Origin of the sequence: Herbaspirillum sp. GCM10030257 (genome assembly GCF_042666555.1) — a bacterium.
Lineage (GTDB): Bacteria > Pseudomonadota > Gammaproteobacteria > Burkholderiales > Burkholderiaceae_D > Noviherbaspirillum.
This window is the reverse complement of sequence record NZ_JBHTDH010000019.1, coordinates 24609-41184: the sequence shown is the minus strand read 5'-3', so window position 1 is coordinate 41184 and position 16576 is coordinate 24609. Positions and strand designations below refer to the sequence as shown.

Here is a 16576-nt window from a genome sequence, read left to right as displayed (position 1 = left end):
TTCGATCACGCCATCCCGATCGAAACCCGGATGGCGCCGGCACAGCTACGGTGTTTATTTGCTCGTAAAGTTAGTCAGCCACTGCAGATTGGCATCAAGCTGCCAGTTCTGCGTCCCGCTTTGCCATCCGGAGTCAAGCAAACTCTGGCTTCCGAAGCAGCCACCGGAACGCCGCATGTAGCAGTGGTCGGCACTGCCGTCGTATACCTGAGAATTTTTGACGATCAGCCATCCGCTATTGTTAGTGTTAAGGCAGCCATAGGCTGAAGTACCGCAATTAAGGCCGGTTAGCTCCTGCAACTGGCTTCGTGCAGCCGATGCCGATCCGCCGTTAAAGTTATCCACTTCGCCGTTGACTGCACGCAGGCGATCGCTCTGCAGGCTGCGGCTTCCATTAGCAACACAAGACCGCAGGTCATAGCCAGAATACTCTACGCCTGCTCCGATTCCGTAAGCTGCCTGTATCCGTGCATCGTAGTTCTTCGCGAGGATTGCCATGATGGAACCTTGGCTAAATCCCGCGACGACCACGCCTTTGGAGCAATCCGCTTTGGCGCGAGAGCAGATTTGCGAAATTGCGCTTACCGCGTTGTTGGGATTGAATGCGCAACTGGCTTTGGCGCCAATGACGGAACAGGTCCCGAATTGCGAACTCGCATACTCGATAGTAGCCGCCACATAACCTTTCGCTGCCATCTTATTGACGGCGGCCATGGCGGATGCATTGGTATAGTTTTCCATGGTGCCGACCACATACACAAAGACGGGATAGCTACCCGAGGTACTTGGCTCGACGCCCGAGATGTTGTAGGTGCTGGTGCAGCTGCCGCCGTATATACCAGCGCCGTTATAGCTTGCTGAAAAGCTGGTCTGGGCCACTGCGCTTGCATTCAGCAGCAATCCTGCACACAAAAAGACAGCACTACTTGCGGCCCGCTTCAAGGTGATCGTCATAGATGTCTCCATTAGTTTTAAGTATGTTTTTCTATACGCCAGACCGGCCGATCGAGAGCGCCGTGACTGGCGATTTAAATTAACACTCGTGTCAACTTAATTCAAGCGGGGGTACCGACACCGACAAGGGAAATTGATTCAGATTAAAGTCGGGATACAATTCGAAAATACCGTGACGTCCCCTACCCGGGGACGAGTCACTAACATCAGACGCGATATCCATGCGCTCAACTATCAGCAAAGCCGACACCGCCACCAAGCCTAAATTGCGTGGACGTCCCGCCAAAACCGAAGCGGACCATGAGGAAATTCGCAATCGCATTCTCGATGCGACCGCCGCTGCCTATGCGGAATCCGGCTATCACGGCTTGAGCGTCAGATCCATCCTGCACAAGGCGGGCCTGTCGCGACCAACGTTTTACCGGCACTTCAGTAACGCTGATGAACCAGCTAGGCTGATGATTGCCCGTGCCCATCAAGGACTGGTGGAACGCTTCGTGACACAGATTCCGGCGGATGCAGGTATGGAAGAAAAGATGCTCAAGGCAGTAGATCTTTATCTGGACTGGGCAAAGGCTCAGGGAGCCCTGCTAAGACCGTTCTTCGTGGAACTCCATGACCCTTTGTCACCCGTGTCGAAATTACGACCCCAGGTGCTGTTGACGATCGCAGACCTTTACAGAAAAATCGTCGCTGACAACGGGGGAAAACTGAAGAACGCCCTGTTGGTCGAGCTGATGCTCACTGGCATCGAATTCCTCGGCTACCGTTACTATCTCGAACAATCTAAAGGACGCATTTCGCTGGCGGTCATTAAGGATGCTATGTTGCGGCTCATGGCCAGCACTTTTGAAGACCCGGCGGCCTGGTACAAGAACCGGGCAGAACGAGAGCAAGTTAAGTCATCGCGCAAGCGTTGAACAGGAGTGCCTTGATTCGGACATAAGCTGTGTCGGTCACTTCTTCCATCAGAAATATGCTTCTCGCAGACAGCAGTTGCCGTCAGGCAGCAGCAATTCAAAATGCAGTGCGCCCGACACGCTTGACATTTTTTCTTGTCATATAGAGCGAATTTTATTCCAGATTACGCAATAACCAATTGTTGCAATCGCGGTTTATCTCGTTTCCAGCAATGACCAAACTCTGCTTCATCGATGAGCACACAAGGAATCAAGTGCGACTCACCGAGGCAAGCCCCGACGGCAGACGTTTTGCCTGAACCGCCGAGACTGAGTCTTTAATCACTGAATCTGGAGAATTAAAATGAATGTCAAAAAACTGATCGCTGCCGTTGCCGTGTTTGCCGCTACCGGCGCTTCTTTCGCTGCTGATGCAACTTATCCCTATGTCGACCACAGCCAGTTCCAGTCGACCCGCACACGTGCTGAAGTCATGGCTGAGTTGAAAGACAGCCAGGAAAATGGCGACTATGTCGTCGGCGGCCGGGAGTTTGTTGCGCCCGATGCCAAGTTCGCTTCGACCAAGACACGTGCCCAAGTGATGGCCGAACTCAGGCAAGCTCAGGAAGATGGTTCGTATGCACTGGCTCAACAGGAGTTTGAGGGTCAATACCCTGTGCTGCAAAACCGGAATGCAAACACACGCCTTGCCAACACCGGCAAAGCACCGAGCTTGAACTAAGCCCCGCCGCAGGCCTGCTGAAGTAACACCGTGACTACAAAAAGCCGCTTTAAAGCGGCTTTTTGTTTTTTTGTATCCACAGATCTATTTGCATCTATAGGGTTTGAAGGTAAAACCTGTCATAGATTAAGCATTAGATATTCCAATGCTTAATCTATGACAAGTTTCTTTAATGAAATTCTCCATAGAACAGGGATTATTCAATATAATCCTTAATCTATGGAGGAAAATATACGTGCCTAAAAAGATCCTGCAGCCGGAAGCGATGCCAACACTCGTGCAAGAAAGGCTCCACTTGTGGGGTAGTTGTATCAAGACCCAGCGCATCACTCAGCAAATCCGGCGAGAAGATTTGTGCAGGCGCATGGGGATCTCTGACAGCACACTGCGCCGTCTGGAAAGCGGCGACACCCGCCCCAGCATTGGTCTTTATTTTGCCGCACTGTATGTGCTCGGCATGTTGGATGTGGTAGTGCCTGCCCTGCCGCAAAATTTGTGGAATTCGACTGGCCGCAAGCGCGTCCGTCCGGTCGCCAGGGAGGCGGAAGATGACGACTTCTAAGCCGCTGTATGTCTATCTGCAGCGTCCCGATAACGGCGAATGGGTAACGGTCGGTCGCTACCAACTGGACCAGGACATGTCTACAGGCAGGTTCGTGTATGCGCCGAGTTATGCGCGTGCCGGGCACGCCTGGTCTATCGACCCGGTCAACCTGCCGTTTGTGCCGGGAATGGAATGGGAGGCTAAGCGCTACCGTGGCTTGCATGACGTGCTGCGCGACGCCTGCCCTGATGCCTGGGGAAAAATGCTGCTCCAGCGGGAGCACAATCTTCCTGCAAATACACATGACTCCCGGTATCTTTATTTGGCAAGTAATGCCGATCGTTGGGGAGCCCTGGCAATCGGACAGTCGCCCAAGCCCTCAGTGTCAGTTCTGTCGAGCCCGCGACTGCCGCAACTCGAAGCCTTGGCTCAAGAGCTCCTGGCCATGTTCGAACGCCGCCCGGCAATCGATGCCAGGCTGCGCAAGCGCCTGGTGGCGACTCCGAGCCTGGGTGGCGCTCGTCCTAAAACCACTATCCAGGATGCCGGGCAGTTCTGGCTGGTGAAACCCTTTCTCCCTACTGACATTGCCGATATACCTCTGCTCGAACACTTCGCACAGCAATGGGGACGTGCTTGCGGCCTGAACTTCGCTCAGACCGTGCACCACAAGCTTAGCGATGGCCTCAGCGTCGTGCGCGTCCTCCGCTTCGACCGCCGGGCCGACAGACGCATCATGGCGATCAGCGGCGCTGCGCTGCTGCAAACCGAATATCCAGGCACCGCGCCTGACGAAACCGCACGCTGGAGTTATCCGCGACTGGCTGAGGAACTCAAGCGCATTGGCGCACCGCCCGAAGATCGGCTCGAACTCTTTGGGCGCATGGTGTTCAATGCCGTTGCCGGAAACGATGACGACCATCCACGCAACCATGCGGCCATCTATAGCCCGGAAGATAAGCAATGGCGGCTCTCGCCGGCTTTCGATGTAGTTCCCAACCCCGACGAACAGCCCAGGACACTCACAATGCAGCTTTCAACCAGCCGCTTTGATATTTCGCGGGAGGCAGTGCTTGCGGATGCTCTTCGCTTTGGCTTTAACAGCCGGGAAGACGCTGCGGCGTATTTAAACAGCTTGCTTCGGCGTATCGAACACGCCTTCACGCATGTCGAGTCGCTCCTGAGCCACGAGCTTAGAATCATGATGGAACAGCGCTTGCGCAATAACTTGGGCGTTTTCCTGCAGGCTGAAGGCTAAGATTTTTTGATGCGATAAAGCTAAAACCCCGGAACGCAGCCGGAATCCCATTCATCTAATGTGTAAGCCTGACAAGAATGTGACCCCCTATATGCTGCCCTTATCCGTAAAAGACGAAATGACACATCTCAGCGACGCTGCGCTGGCCCAGGAAATCATTTCTGGTCGACAGGACGCTTTCGTGCTGCTGATGCGACGCCACAACCGGGCATTGTTCCGTGCCGCACGGAGTGTACTGAAAGACGATGCCGAGGCGGAGGATGTGCTGCAGGACGCCTACATACAGGCTTACCGGTCCATGGACAAGTTTCGAGGCGAGGCGAAGCTATCGACCTGGCTGACACGTATCGTGGTCAATGAGGCGATTGCCCGACGTCGAAAGACATCGCGCAGAGCAGAAATCATCCATCTTGACGGTGACATTGCACCGGAAAACCAAGGAAGTCAGATGGCCATTGAAGACCACCAGACGGAACAACCAGAGGCGTCGATGGTACGAGCGGACACGCGACGGCTGCTGGAAAAAAAAATAGACGAGCTTCCTGAAAGCTTTCGTACGGTGTTCGTGCTGCGAGAACTGGAAGAGATGACCGTCGAAGAAGTGAGTATTGCACTCGCGATTCCGGAAGCAACAGTCCGGACCCGTCACTTCCGGGCGAAGGGCATGTTGCGAGAATCCCTGTCTCGGGAAATCGATTTTGCTCTTGAGGGAGCGTTTGGCTTTGCAGGCGAACGCTGTGACCGAATTGTTGATGGCGTTCTAAGACAACTCAATATCCAGGACAAAAGCAAAAACTGAAACCACTTATAACTAAGCATAACGAAGGAGAATCACCATGAGCAAGTTAACTTCCACTCTGGTCGCCAGCGCAGTGTTCGCCATCAGCGCGACTGCATTCGCCCAATCCACCCCCAATGATGCCCAGATTGCAGGTATCGTAGTCACCGCCAATACGGTTGATATCGACGCTGGCAAGCTCGCGGAGAAAACATCAAAAAACAAGGAAGTAAAAGCTTTTGCAAAACAAATGGTGACCGACCACACCGGTGTCAACAAACAAGCGACTGCGCTCGTTAAAAAGCTGAATGTGACGCCTGAAGACAGCGACATCAGTAAAAGCCTGAAGGAAGCTGGCGACGCAACCCTTGCCAAACTCAAAGGATTAAAGGGCAAGGAGTTTGATAAAGCCTACGTCGATAACGAAGTTACCTATCATCAATCAGTGATCGACGCGCTGGATAAAACCTTGGTGCCAAACGCGAAGAATGCCGAGCTTAAGGACACGCTGATCAAGGTTCGCCCGGCGTTTGTGGCGCATCTTGAGCATGCAAAGAAAATCCAGGCTTCGATGAAGTAAGGCCCCGCAATGTACTTCAGACAGGACAGCCACCTGACCTGGCGGCCCATGAGGTTTACCGCATGGCTGCTAGGCGTTGTACTGCTCAGTGCCGGCGCTCAAGCCATTGCGGCGCCGGACGGCGTGGTACATACCGTCGTGATTGAGGCTATGCGGTTCTCACCATCGCATCTGGAAGTGAATGTCGGCGACACGGTGATATGGAAAAACCAGGACCCTTTTCCCCATACGGCCACATCGGAAAAAAATGGTTTCGATTCAAAAACGATTGCCGCTGGCCGGACATGGAAGTTTGTTGCGAAAAAAACGGGGACATTTCCTTATCTATGTACGCTCCACGAGACCATGAAAGGGACCCTGGTAGTCAAATAGCGGGTATGGTCCAGCGGCATTGTCACCAGTAAGATCCCCTATTCGGGAAAGCGGCGCCAGCACCGACGAGATGTCGTTCCGGCACCTCGTCGCTCTACTCAATTACACGCAATGAATAATCGGTCGCTTTTACATCCTTGGTCAGGCTGCCGATGGAAATGCGATCGACGCCGGTTTCTGCGATCGCGCGAACAGTCGTCATGTTGATGCCTCCCGAGGCTTCCAGCATTGCTCTGTCGGCAGTAATGGCAACCGCGTCACGCATCATATCGAGCGAAAAATTATCCAGCAGAATGGATACCGCGCCTGCTGCAAGCGCTTCTTCCAGTTCAGCGAGGCTTTCCACCTCGACCTGAATCGACACTCCCGCATGGAGGTCTTGCGCGGCCTTTATCGCGGGCGTGATTCCGCCTGCCGCGGCAATGTGGTTTTCCTTGATGAGAATCCCATCGTATAGCGCGAGGCGCTGGTTCTTGCCGCCACCTACCCGCACCGCATATTTTTGCGCCAACCTCAGTCCGGGCAGGGTCTTTCGCGTATCCAGAACCGAAGCACGCGTCCCCTGTACGACATCGGCATATTCACGGGTGGCGCTCGCCACGCCTGACAGCAACTGGAGGAAGTTCAAGGCCGTGCGCTCGGCCGTTAACAGAGCACGTGCCGGTCCATCGATGGCGCATACTGCCGTATCGGCCTTCATGCGTTCGCCCTCGGCATAGTGCCACTCGATGCGAATGCGTGAATCGAGCTGTTTCATCACGCCTTCAAACCAGGGAGCGCCGCACAGCACAGCGTCTTCCCGAACCACAACGCGGGCTTTCACCCACTCATTCTCCGGTACGAGCTTGCCAGTAAGGTCACCGCTGCCAACATCTTCAGCGAGTGCCAACTGTATGTTGGATTCGAAGGCCGCCCGCAATGCGGGATCGAAGGGGGCGAAAGGATTGTTGAGTGTGCTCATGCCGGTCCGATTCCAGAAAACAGGGTTTGTTCTTTCGCCAGGTCGCTGCCTGGACGTACATTGGCTTTCTGCGCCGCCGCGAACGACAGCATGCGATCGATGCAAACGTAGGCCTTGCGGCCGACTTCGGGATCGACGTAAATTTCGTTGCGGCCTGACTCCAGTACATCGACCAGATTCTGCAGGCCGTTCATCGCCATCCATGGGCAGTGTGCACAACTCTTGCAGGTAGCACTGTTACCCGCGGTCGGTGCGTCAATGAAGATTTTTCCTGGCGCCGCCATGCGCATCTTGTGCAGGATGCCATTGTCGGTTGCGACGATAAATTCACGCGCGTCGAGCGATTGCGCCGCAGCGATCAGCTGTGATGTCGAGCCGACGACATCGGCCTGTGCCACCACTGCCTCCGGCGATTCCGGATGAACCAGCACCTTGGCGCCGGGATGTTCCTTCTTCAGCAGTTCCAGCTCGATGCCTTTAAATTCGTCATGAACAAGGCAGGATCCCTGCCACAGCAGCATGTCGGCACCGGTCTTTTTCTGGATATAGCCGCCGAGATGCTTGTCGGGTGCCCAAAGAATCTTTTTGCCTTGCGCATGCAGATGCTCGACGATTTGCAGGCCGATCGAAGAAGTCACCATCCAGTCGGCCCGCGCCTTGACCGCCGCGCTGGTATTGGCATAGACCACCACGGTACGGTCCGGATGCGCATCGCAGAAGGCAGCGAACTCATCGGCCGGACAGCCGAGGTCGAGCGAACAGGTCGCGTCGAGGTCGGGCATCAGGATGGTTTTTTCGGGGCTGAGGATCTTGGCAGTCTCGCCCATGAACTTGACGCCAGCCACCACCAGTGTTTTGGCCGTGTGGTCACGACCGAAGCGTGCCATTTCGAGCGAATCCGAAACGCAGCCACCTGTTTCCTCAGCCAGATCCTGCAAATCCGCATCGACGTAATAATGGGCGACCAATACTGCCTGCTTTTCCTTCAGCAGTTGCCGGATACGGTCTTTCAGCGCCGACTTTTCCGCCGCCGATGGGGCAGCCGGCACACGCGCCCATGCATTGGCAGTGCAACTGGTGCCGACGTCCATTTGTGGACGCTCGAATTCAATGGTTTTAATAGGTAAGGTCTGCATGATTTCGGAATGAGGCGGAGCAATCAGTATTAAGCGATTATCGATGAAGGCAGGTCAATCAATAGAAACGGGAGTATGCCTGATCCACGACAATTGGGTGCACTGTGAAATATTTCAATACTAACAATATCTAAAGGGGCGATCCTCATGAAAAGTTGACTCATGGAAACAACATGTGGCTTACTTTGCCGTAGATGACAATTTACGACGGAGGGATTCGATAGCATACTAGTTCTGACAAATATCAATGTCCATTCCTCTCGGCTTCGTTATAAGTAGGCGTGTACGTCATTGCCTATAGGACACAAAGAACAAGAGAGGCTATCGTTACATCCGTCCAGGATGCAACAGAACATTTGGGGACGCGCGGTAGCAACGAAGCGCTGCGCAAGGGACGCACAACTATGAGCACAGTGTTCGACAAGACCGACAAAGGGCGTGAGGAAATAGCGACGCGCAAGCATCATCTGGCCCCGCGGCTTCGCAGCCTGCTTGTGATGATCGACGGTAAACACACGGCCGAGGATTTGCTGCAAAAGGTGTCAGGAATAGGCCTGACTGAACAGAATCTCAATGACCTGCACGAGCAGGGTTTCATTCATGCAAAGGCAGAAACCATTGTCACTACCGCCAGCGGTATGCCGGTGGCCGCCGAGCCCGTAACACAAGTTGCCCCGACTGCTAGTGCCGCAGCAAATCCGGACGTACATGCCGTGCTTCCCGAAGGGCAATCGCAGTTCGAAGCGATCTATCGCTTCTACACCGAGACGATCAAGAGCACGATAGGACTGCGTGGTTATGGCTTACAGCTGAAAGTGGAAAAATCGTCATCAATCGATGAATTCCGCCAGTTGCGTCAGCCTTACCTGGAAGCGGTGTTGAAGGCACAGGGACCAGAGATGGCGCGCAGCCTGCGTGACCGACTTGACCAGCTTCTGTATCTCAATGAGATACCACCACCGATGACCACGATTATGGGGCTCGCCGGCTGAGCGTGGCATAACCCACTCGCAGCGCGACACCGTGACAAAGCTACAATCACCCGAGCGTTCGGCGACCCCGTGCGCAACTATGCAAGCTATGTGATGCCAGTGAAGGCAAGGCAATCGTATACACGACGCCTTGCCTGCTCTCCACCAGCTACTTATTCGATGCCCTGGCTCTTCAAGTAATCTTCGTAGTTGCCCTGGAAGTCGATGACTTCACCATCCTTCACTTCAAGAATGCGGTTTGCCAGCGAAGACACGAATTCGCGATCGTGCGAGACGAAAATCAGCGTGCCCGCATATTTGTCGAGCGCAATGTTGAGTGACTCGATGGATTCCATATCCATGTGATTGGTCGGCTCGTCCATCAGCAGCACGTTGTGACGGCCCAGCATGAGCTTGCCGTACATCATGCGACCTTTTTCGCCGCCCGACAACACCTTCACCGATTTCTTGACGTCGTCGCCACCGAACAGCAGTCGTCCGAGAATCGAGCGTACCGCCTGATCGTCGTCGCCTTCCTGCGTCCATTGCCCCATCCAGTCGGTCAGGTTCTTGTCGACTGCGAATTCCTCGGTGGGGTCCTGCGGCATGTAACCAACGTTGGCATTTTCTGCCCACTTGGCGACACCGCCATCCGGCGCCAGCCCACAGATATCGGTCCCGCCGATCGAGCGCAGCAACGTGGTCTTACCAGCACCGTTGGCACCGATGATGGCAATCTTTTCACCTGCCTCGACCATCAGGTCAAGGTTCTTGAAAATCGACCGGTCATAAGTTTTCGACAAGCCCTGCACTTCCACCGCAAGTCGGTGGAGTTTCTTCTCGCCTTCAAAGCGGACAAAGGGATTCTGGCGGCTTGATGGCTTGATGTCTTCAACCTTGATCTTCTCGATCTGCTTGGCACGCGATGTCGCCTGACGGGCCTTGGACTTGTTGGCCGAGAAGCGGCGCACGAATTCCTGCAGTTCGGCCACCCGTTCCTTGGCTTTGGCATTGACAGCCATCTGCTGCGCACGAGCCTGCGACGACGCCAGCATATAGTCATCGTAATTGCCGGGATAAATTTTGAGCGTACCGTAATCCATGTCTGCCATGTGTGTGCAGACCTGGTTCAGGAAGTGGCGGTCGTGGGAAATGATGATCATGGTGGAATTGCGCTCGTTAAGCACATCTTCCAGCCAACGGATCGTGTTGATGTCGAGGTTGTTTGTCGGCTCATCGAGCAGCAAGATGTCCGGGTTGGAGAACAATGCCTGTGCCAGCAGCACGCGCAGCTTCCAGCCAGGCGCCACATTGCTCATCGGCCCCTGATGTTGTTCGATTGGCACGCCCACGCCCAGCAACAATTCGCCTGCGCGCGCTTCGGCGGTATAGCCATCGTACTCGGCGAACTTGGCCTCGAGGTCCGCGGCCTTCATGTAGTCGTCGTCAGTCGCGTCCGGATTTGCATAAATGGCATCGCGCTCGGTCATCGCCTCCCACATTTCAGTGTGACCCATCATGACAACGTCCAGTACGCGCATTTCTTCGAACGCGAACTGGTCCTGGCGCAATTTGCCAAGACGTTCGTTGGCGTCGAGCATGACATTGCCGGCGCTGGGCTCCAGGTCGCCGCCCAGAATCTTCATGAAGGTCGACTTGCCACAGCCGTTGGCGCCGATCAGGCCATAGCGGTTGCCTTCGCCAAATTTGACCGAGATGTTTTCAAACAGCGGCTTGGGGCCGAACTGCATGGTAATGTTTGCGGTGGAGAGCACTAGAAAAGCCTTTTTACGAAATTAGTACGAAACCGGTCATTTTACCATCCTGCACCCCGTACAATCCGGCTTTCCGCCGAAAACCGTGTTCAGGCGCCCTGCAGCAGCTTGTCCCGGGCAGCCATGAAGGCCTCTGCCGAACGCTTGAGCGTCGCTTCCTCCACGCGCGGCTGATATAACTGGCCGCCGATGCCAAAACCTGTTGCTCCCGCAGCAATATAAGCAGCCATATTTTGGGTATGAATCCCGCCGACTGGCATCAGGATGGTATCGGGAGGCAGAATGGAGCGGATGGCTTTTACCGCAGGCGGGGGAATCATCTCGGCCGGAAACAGTTTGAGGCCAAGCGCGCCGGCATTAAGCGCACGGTAGGCCTCAGTCGGAGTCACCACACCGGGCAGCGGAATCATTCCCTTGCCTGCCGCGTGCGATATCACCTCTTCGGCGCAATGGGGCGACACAATCAGTGTGCCGCCCGCTTCCTTGACGGCATCCACATCCGAGGTGGTCAACACCGTGCCGGCACCGACCAGCGCATCGTCCGGCGCCATGTCGATCAGGATGCGCATGGCTTCAATCGCGCGTGGACGGTTCAGCGGGACCTCCAGCATGCGAAAGCCGGCACCAAACAACACGCGCCCGACCATCGGCGCCTCTTCCGGCGTGAGGCCGCGAAGGATCGCAACCAATGGGCAAGGTGAGGGATGAAATTTATCTGCAGCCATAGTAATTACCTTTAAAGTTTGAACAGAGCGCGAAGAGCCGCGAGATAGACGCCATCGGGCTGCCATGCGCGTGCATGGATACCCAGCAGTTCCAGCGCGCTAAGATAGCGGGCAGACAAGCCTGGGCTGCCGACAACCTGGACCGGCGAGCGCATCGGTCCATGAGTTCGCTGCAGGATGTCATGAATCTCCGTGCCGATCAGCAGCCCGGACAAGTACGACGCCGTATGGTCAGCGGGCATCATGTCGGTCACGACCAAAGCCCGACAGCAGAAGGCGGTGTGCGTAAATGAACCATGCCGTGCCGCCCGTACGCCGGCTGCGAACGCCTCTGGAATCGACTGTTGTTCGGTCATCACCTTGGACAGGGTCCCATGTTGCGACATCAGCGAAAATAGTTCGCCTGTCATGAAGGTCAGGAATTCGGTCATGCCGCCGTCTTCAACGCGTACCCACTTGCTATGCGTCCCCGGCAGCAGGAACCAGCCGTCCGCGGCACTTAGCGACAGCGTTCCGAGGACCTGCGTTTCTTCGCCACGCATCACGTCGGGAATGCCGTTGACATCGATGTATTTATATCCTGGCGTGACGCGGCAGCGTACGCCAGGAATGCTGGTATCGATCTCCATCAGGTTGTCGTGCAGCGCGGTCAACGGCTGGTCTACTGACAAGTACGGTGCTTCGCGCCAACCGTTGCGGCTGCCTATCATGCCGGACATTACGATGTCGGCAGACTGCAAGCCCAGTGTCTGTAACAACTTGCGCAGCGATCCTTCAAAATCCCGCTCGACATGCAGAATACCCGCGTCATCACTGTGCTGATGAATTAGTTCTCCGCGAGCATTGAGCACATAGGCACGCCTGTTGCTCGTGCCCCAGTCTATGCCTAGCCGTGTCGCATTCAGTGAGGATATGGATTCGGTCATGGGTAACCTGCCTCTCTTTTCTTTCAGGATTTTCCGGATTCGTTGCAGTGAGCCTGCACGGTCGCCAGCACCGATTTGTCATGCATTGTGCAGCCGTATAAACAGCATAGTCGTCGACCACACGCTTCCAACCGCTAAACACATTCAATCATCACACGATGACCCGGCGCATAGTGTTTACGCGGGCTTGCAGTTTGTCCTTATTGGTTAGGGAACTGACCATCTACTCCACACGTTTGCTTCCTGCACCGCCATGATTTCTCCTGAACTTTCGAAACGATGACTACTCAATATTGATGCTAAGTCGAAACCCTCTCCTCGCAGTTCACTATCCCCACGAGAAACTTATGACCACCGAAAAGCCCAAACGTCGCAGCCGTGCCTGGTTCGAAAAGCAGGATCGCGATGGCTTCGTGCACCGGAGCTGGACCCAGAAGGCAGGCCACCCACCAGATGAATTCGACGGCCGGCCCATCATCGGGATCTGCAATACCTGGTCCGAATTAACACCCTGCAACAGTCATTTCCGCGAACTTGCCGAGTTCGTCAAACGCGGTGTACTTGAGGCAGGCGGATTCCCGCTTGAGTTCCCGGTAATGTCACTTGGAGAAACCCAGCTGCGCCCTACCGCAATGCTGTTCCGCAATCTTGCGAGCATGGATGTGGAGGAATCGATACGCGGCAACCCTATCGATGGTGTTGTTCTCTTGATGGGTTGCGACAAGACAACGCCGGCACTGATGATGGGCGCGGCAAGTTGTGGCCTGCCGACCATCGGCGTGTCAGGCGGCCCCATGTTGAATGGCAAGTTCCGTGGCAAGGACATCGGTTCCGGCACAGGCGTGTGGATGATGTCGGAAATGGTGCGCGGCGGGCAGATGACACAGGAAGAATTCACTGAAGCCGAAGGTTGCATGAACCGCTCGTCCGGCACCTGCATGACCATGGGTACCGCATCGACAATGGCCAGCATGGTAGAAGCGCTGGGCATGTCTCTACCCGGCAATGCCGCGATCCCGGCACCGGACACGAGGCGCAACCGGCTTGCCCAACTCAGCGGGCGACGCATCGTGAAGATGGTCGAAGAAGACATGACGATGGACAAGATCATGACACGCGAAGCGTTCGAAAATGCGATTCGCGTCAACGCGGCGATCGGCGGCTCGACCAATGCGGTGATCCACTTGCTGGCAATCGCACGCCGTATCGGCATTGAACTCACACTGGAAGACTGGGACCGCATAGGCAGTGAAATGCCCTGCCTGGTTAACCTGCAGCCATCAGGGCACTACCTGATGGAAGATTTCTACTACGCTGGCGGCGTGCCTGCTGTGATGCGCGAAATCCAGCATGCACTGCATCGTGATGCATTGACCGTCAATGGCAGGACCATCGGCGAGAACATCGCGGATGCACCCTGCTATAACCGCGACGTGATCAAACCGCTCGACAACCCGTTGATGAACCATGCGGGCATCGCGGTCCTCAAGGGTAACCTCGCACCGAACGGCGCGGTCATCAAGCCATCCGCTGCCTCGGCCAATTTGCTCAAGCATCGTGGCCGTGCCGTGGTGTTCGAGTCGATCGAAGACTTGCGCGATCGTCTGGACGATCCAGCTCTCGACATCGATGAAACCTGCGTGATGGTACTGAAGAATTGCGGTCCGCGCGGTTACCCCGGAATGGCGGAAGTCGGCAACATGCCACTGCCGAGCAAGGTGCTGCAAAAGGGTATCAGCGACATGGTACGTATCTCGGATGCGCGCATGAGTGGAACCGCCTACGGCACGGTCGTTTTGCATACATCGCCGGAAGCCGCTGTCGGCGGCCCGCTCGCCCTGGTACGCAATGGCGACATGATCCAGCTGGACGTCCATGAACGCAGCCTGCATCTGGAAGTCAGCGATGAAGAATTGGCACGCCGCAAGGCGGAATGGGTGCCGCCTGCAATGCCGACGCGCGGCTATGCCAAGCTGTATGTCGAGCATGTCGAGCAAGCCCATCTGGGTGCCGACCTCGACTTCCTCGCTGGCAGCAGCGGTGCAGGGGTACCGCGTGAATCCCATTAGATTGCACTACATCCTATTGATCGCATCAGACGCGAGAGGATCTTCATCGATCTTGCATGAATCCAGATTAATTCTGCTTTAAACCCGCATTGAGAAAGGGCGCACTATGAATACTCCCGAATGCGTTTGGAATGCCAACGCGGCATTGGGTGAGGGACCGCTATGGTCAATTCGCGAAAACGCCCTGTACTGGGTCGACATACTTGGTCATCGGCTGCATCGTTATTCCCTCAGCGAAGGACAGCGAACATGGCAGTTTGACGAAGAAGTTTCTGCGATCGCCGAACGCGCGGAAGTGCCTGGCCTGGTGATGACACGCCGACACGGCTTTGCTTACTTCAATCCCGCGACCGAAGAAATGATGCAGCTGGCGCAGGCCGAGACCGGCATGCCCGCAAACCGCTTCAACGATGGCAAATGCGACCGCATGGGCCGCTTCTGGGCAGGTACCATGGATTTCGCCGGCAAGAAGCCTACCGGTTCGCTGTATCGCCTCGACCCGGATCTGCGCTGCACACGCATGGATTCGGATTACATCGTGACCAACGGTCCCGCATGGTCCGCGGATTATAAGACGATGTACCACAATGACAGTGTGAACGGCCGGGTGTTTGCATTTGACTTCGACCTCGAACGGGGTGAACTGTCCAACAAGCGATTATTCCTGCAGTTCAGCCAGGAGGAAGGCTCTCCCGACGGCATGACGACCGACTCCAAGGGAGGCTTGTGGATCGCACACTGGGGCGCGAGCAAGGTAACGCGGCATGCGCCAGACGGCAAGGTCACGCGGACCATCATGCTGCCGTGCAGCCAGGTAACCAGCTGCGCTTTTGGCGGTCCGACCCTGACGACCATGTTTATTACGACGGCTGCGGATGGACTGTCGCCACAGCAACTGGAACGCGAGCCACTGGCAGGAGGTCTATTTGCGCTCGACCTCGATATCGCCGGGGTTCCTGCCAACCAGTTCCGTGGATGATCCTCCCCATGAAGACCGACATCATTACACTTGAATCCGAAACGCAACGTTTGCATCTTGCTCCCGAGCTCGGCGGCAGTGTGACTGCCTGGGACTGGAAACTCGCCGACGCCTGGTCGCCACTTTTCCGTCCATGGGACGGCGCATCGGGTGATCGCTACACCCTTTCGTGCTTTCCCCTGGTGCCGTGGTCGAATCGCATCACGGGTGGCGGGTTTGAGCATGATGGCAAGTTCTATCCGATCCGTCCCAATCGCGAAGGGGAAGCTTACCCTATTCATGGCGACGGCTGGCTGCAGGCATGGCAGCTTGCCGAACGTGCAGAGAACCGCATCAAGCTGGCGATCGAATCGAACTGTTTCGACGGCAATCCTTATCACTATCGCGCCACCCAAACCTTTTTGTTGCTACCTGACGGTTTGCAGATCGACCTGACGGTTACCCACCTCGGCCCGCACACCCTGCCATATGGCCTCGGGCTGCACCCTTACTTCATGCGGAATGCTCATACCCGACTGATGGCCAAAGCCGAAGGCGTATGGCTGTCCGGCGATGACCCGATCCCGGTGGAATACGTCACCAGCTTTCCCGAGACATGGGACTACAACACGCCCTCGCCGCTCGAGGGACCAATGATCGACAACTGCTTCAATGGATGGAATGGCAAGGCGGTCATTTCCTATCCCGACCGTGCGTTGACGCTGACGATGGTCATGCCCGACTGTAACGGCTATAGCCTGATGTATCGACCGCCGGGTCTGGACTATTTTTGTTTCGAACCCATTACCCAGCCGATTGATGCGTTTCACATGGAAAATCAGCCCGGCCTCGCAATTCTTGGCCATGGCGACAGCATGGCGTTGCGCGCGAAGTTTCTGGTCAGCGCTGCAGCAGATCAGACCTGAGG

General features: G+C 55.7%; 17 protein-coding genes. 11 read left to right on the top strand and 6 right to left on the bottom strand.

Annotated elements, in window-relative coordinates; all coding sequences use genetic code 11:
* Positions 1 to 54: 54 nt before the first annotated feature.
* Positions 55 to 954 (bottom strand): hypothetical protein, encoded by a 900-nt coding sequence (locus ACFQUU_RS22075; RefSeq protein ID WP_382250277.1) that lies wholly within the window; start codon positions 952 to 954, stop codon positions 55 to 57.
* Between the two features lie 221 nt (positions 955 to 1175).
* On the opposite strand from ACFQUU_RS22075, the gene ACFQUU_RS22070 reads away from it, so the two are divergent.
* The 7 genes from ACFQUU_RS22070 to ACFQUU_RS22040 all read left to right on the top strand — a co-directional run bounded on the left by ACFQUU_RS22070 (position 1176) and on the right by ACFQUU_RS22040 (position 6127).
* The gene (locus tag ACFQUU_RS22070) at positions 1176 to 1874 is read left to right on the top strand and encodes a TetR/AcrR family transcriptional regulator (protein ID WP_382250276.1); all 699 of its coding nucleotides are present in this window, start codon (positions 1176 to 1178) and stop codon (positions 1872 to 1874) included.
* A gap of 343 nt (positions 1875 to 2217) precedes the next feature.
* Positions 2218 to 2595: a DUF4148 domain-containing protein gene (locus ACFQUU_RS22065; RefSeq protein ID WP_382250275.1), complete on the top strand. Its 378-nt coding sequence runs from the start codon at positions 2218 to 2220 to the stop codon at positions 2593 to 2595.
* Between the two features lie 235 nt (positions 2596 to 2830).
* Complete coding sequence (locus ACFQUU_RS22060) at positions 2831 to 3157, top strand: helix-turn-helix domain-containing protein (RefSeq protein WP_382250274.1); 327 nt, start codon at positions 2831 to 2833, stop codon at positions 3155 to 3157.
* On the top strand, positions 3144 to 4397 hold the full coding sequence (locus ACFQUU_RS22055) for a type II toxin-antitoxin system HipA family toxin (protein WP_382250273.1): 1254 nt from the start codon (positions 3144 to 3146) through the stop codon (positions 4395 to 4397). Before ACFQUU_RS22060 ends, ACFQUU_RS22055 begins: the two co-directional genes overlap by 14 nt.
* 118 nt (positions 4398 to 4515) lie before the next feature.
* Positions 4516 to 5196: an RNA polymerase sigma factor gene (locus ACFQUU_RS22050; RefSeq protein WP_382250272.1), complete on the top strand. Its 681-nt coding sequence runs from the start codon at positions 4516 to 4518 to the stop codon at positions 5194 to 5196.
* Positions 5197 to 5233: 37 nt separating this feature from the next.
* The gene (locus tag ACFQUU_RS22045; protein WP_382250271.1) at positions 5234 to 5755 is read left to right on the top strand and encodes a DUF4142 domain-containing protein; all 522 of its coding nucleotides are present in this window, start codon (positions 5234 to 5236) and stop codon (positions 5753 to 5755) included.
* A 48-nt stretch (positions 5756 to 5803) separates the two neighbouring features.
* Entirely contained in the window at positions 5804 to 6127 is a 324-nt protein-coding gene (locus tag ACFQUU_RS22040; protein WP_382250270.1) for a cupredoxin family copper-binding protein, read from the top strand.
* Between the two features lie 94 nt (positions 6128 to 6221).
* On the opposite strand, the gene nadC is transcribed toward ACFQUU_RS22040, so the two are convergent.
* Both nadC and nadA read right to left on the bottom strand, forming a co-directional pair.
* A complete protein-coding gene (gene nadC / locus ACFQUU_RS22035; RefSeq protein ID WP_382250269.1) occupies positions 6222 to 7088 on the bottom strand; it encodes a carboxylating nicotinate-nucleotide diphosphorylase in 867 nt (288 codons plus the stop codon).
* Complete coding sequence (gene nadA / locus ACFQUU_RS22030; protein ID WP_382250268.1) at positions 7085 to 8224, bottom strand: quinolinate synthase NadA; 1140 nt, start codon at positions 8222 to 8224, stop codon at positions 7085 to 7087. The genes nadC and nadA overlap by 4 nt, the downstream gene beginning before the upstream one ends.
* A gap of 404 nt (positions 8225 to 8628) precedes the next feature.
* Here nadA and ACFQUU_RS22025 point away from each other — a divergent pair, with 404 nt between their 5' ends.
* On the top strand, positions 8629 to 9216 hold the full coding sequence (locus ACFQUU_RS22025; RefSeq protein WP_382250267.1) for a hypothetical protein: 588 nt from the start codon (positions 8629 to 8631) through the stop codon (positions 9214 to 9216).
* A 152-nt stretch (positions 9217 to 9368) separates the two neighbouring features.
* Here ACFQUU_RS22025 and ACFQUU_RS22020 read toward each other — a convergent pair whose 3' ends face one another.
* From ACFQUU_RS22020 to ACFQUU_RS22010, 3 genes are all read right to left on the bottom strand, one after another.
* The gene (locus ACFQUU_RS22020; RefSeq protein ID WP_382250266.1) at positions 9369 to 10970 is read right to left on the bottom strand and encodes an ABC-F family ATPase; all 1602 of its coding nucleotides are present in this window, start codon (positions 10968 to 10970) and stop codon (positions 9369 to 9371) included.
* A gap of 89 nt (positions 10971 to 11059) precedes the next feature.
* Positions 11060 to 11695 (bottom strand): 2-dehydro-3-deoxy-6-phosphogalactonate aldolase, encoded by a 636-nt coding sequence (locus tag ACFQUU_RS22015; RefSeq protein ID WP_382250265.1) that lies wholly within the window; start codon positions 11693 to 11695, stop codon positions 11060 to 11062.
* A gap of 11 nt (positions 11696 to 11706) precedes the next feature.
* Complete coding sequence (locus tag ACFQUU_RS22010; protein ID WP_382250264.1) at positions 11707 to 12621, bottom strand: 2-dehydro-3-deoxygalactonokinase; 915 nt, start codon at positions 12619 to 12621, stop codon at positions 11707 to 11709.
* Positions 12622 to 12968: 347 nt separating this feature from the next.
* On the opposite strand from ACFQUU_RS22010, the gene araD reads away from it, so the two are divergent.
* The 3 genes from araD (at position 12969) to ACFQUU_RS21995 (ending at position 16574) form a co-directional block, all read left to right on the top strand.
* Positions 12969 to 14690: an L-arabinonate dehydratase gene (gene araD / locus ACFQUU_RS22005; RefSeq protein WP_382250263.1), complete on the top strand. Its 1722-nt coding sequence runs from the start codon at positions 12969 to 12971 to the stop codon at positions 14688 to 14690.
* Between the two features lie 106 nt (positions 14691 to 14796).
* A complete protein-coding gene (locus ACFQUU_RS22000) occupies positions 14797 to 15669 on the top strand; it encodes an SMP-30/gluconolactonase/LRE family protein (protein WP_382250262.1) in 873 nt (290 codons plus the stop codon).
* A gap of 8 nt (positions 15670 to 15677) precedes the next feature.
* Positions 15678 to 16574 carry an aldose 1-epimerase gene (locus tag ACFQUU_RS21995; RefSeq protein ID WP_382250261.1) on the top strand — a complete coding sequence of 299 codons (897 nt, stop codon included), beginning with the start codon at positions 15678 to 15680 and terminating at the stop codon, positions 16572 to 16574.
* Positions 16575 to 16576 lie beyond the last annotated feature (2 nt).